1 protein-coding gene and 1 pseudogene are annotated in these 1,367 nt (G+C 62.1%); both read left to right on the plus strand.

All coding sequences use genetic code 11. The features are described 5' to 3' along the window. Positions 1 to 101 precede the first annotated feature (101 nt). Positions 102 to 581, plus strand: a pseudogene (locus ACOQFS_RS04765) (IS21 family transposase); the annotation flags it as partial. Then, on the plus strand, positions 571 to 1,367 hold a 797-nt coding region (istB, locus tag ACOQFS_RS04770), incomplete at its 3' end, for an IS21-like element helper ATPase IstB (RefSeq protein ID WP_421561767.1). The pseudogene ACOQFS_RS04765 and the gene istB, both read left to right, overlap by 11 nt.

The following is a 1,367-nucleotide window of genomic DNA, read 5'->3' on the forward strand; positions in this document are numbered from 1 at the left end:
GAACAGGAAAGCCAACAGAATCAACGATCTACCAACACCACCCCCGCGCCAGTGCTGGGTTTGCGTACCGCCAGTTATTGCACTGAAAACGAGGGGACCCCGTCTATGCGGATCGCCTGGTGGTCGCCGCCGAAGGTCAGATCGTGTGCGAGCACCAGCGCCTGATCGAGCGTAACCACCATGGTGCGGGACAGACCGTCTACGACTGGCGCCACTACTTGGCGGTGCTGCAGCGCAAACCAGGAGCTTTGCGCAACGGCGCCCCATTCCTGGAGCTGCCAGCGGCCTTCAAGCGACTGCAGGCCACCTTGCTCAAGCAACCCGGCGGCGACCGAGAGATGGTGGAGGTACTGGCACTGGTGCTGCACCACGATGAACAGGCGGTGCTCGCTGCAGTGGAGCTGGCACTGGAGTCAGGGGCTGCCAGCAAGATCCACATCCTGAACGTGCTGCACCGCCTGCTGGACGGCAAGCCCGCTCCAGCACCGGTCACATCGCCCCAGGCCCTCAAGCTGGCGGTAGAACCCCAGGCCAACGTGCTTCGCTACGACCAATTGAGGGAGGTGCGCTATGCGTCATGACCCCGCCATCGCTTCCATCGTGATCATGCTGCGCGAGCTCAAGATGCACGGCATGGCCCAGGCGGTTGCGGAACTGGCTGAGCAAGGTGCACCGGCCTTCGAGGCGGCACAGCCCATCCTGTCCCAGCTGCTCAAGGCCGAGACCGCCGAGCGGGAGGTGCGCTCAGTGGCTTACCAATTGAAGGTGGCCAGGTTCCCGGCGTACCGGGACCTGGCTGGGTTTGACTTCGGCCACAGTGAGGTGAACGAGGCACTGGTACGCCAGCTGCACCGCTGCGAATTCTTGGAGAACGCCAACAACGTGGTGCTGGTGGGTGGACCGGGTACGGGCAAGACCCACATTGCCACGGCCCTGGGGGTGCAAGCCATTGAGCACCATCACCGCAGGGTGCGGTTCTTCTCCACGGTGGAGCTGGTCAATGCACTGGAAGAGGAGAAGGCCCAGGGCAAGCCGGGGCAGATCGCGCACCGCCTGGTCTATGCTGACCTGGTGATCCTGGATGAGCTGGGCTACCTGCCGTTCAGTACGTCAGGAGGAGCTTTGCTGTTCCACCTGCTGTCCAAGCTGTACGAGCGCACGAGCGTCGTGATCACCACCAACCTGAGCTTTAGCGAGTGGGCCAATGTGTTCGGAGATGCCAAGATGACCACGGCGCTGCTGGACCGACTCACGCATCACTGCCATATTCTGGAAACCGGCAACGACAGCTACAGGTTCAAGAACAGCTCCGCACAGCAACCACCACAGACCACCAAGAAGGAGAAGGCGACCAAGAACTTATCCAC

Source organism: Paracidovorax sp. MALMAid1276 (genome assembly GCF_049198005.1).
Lineage (GTDB): Bacteria > Pseudomonadota > Gammaproteobacteria > Burkholderiales > Burkholderiaceae_C > Acidovorax.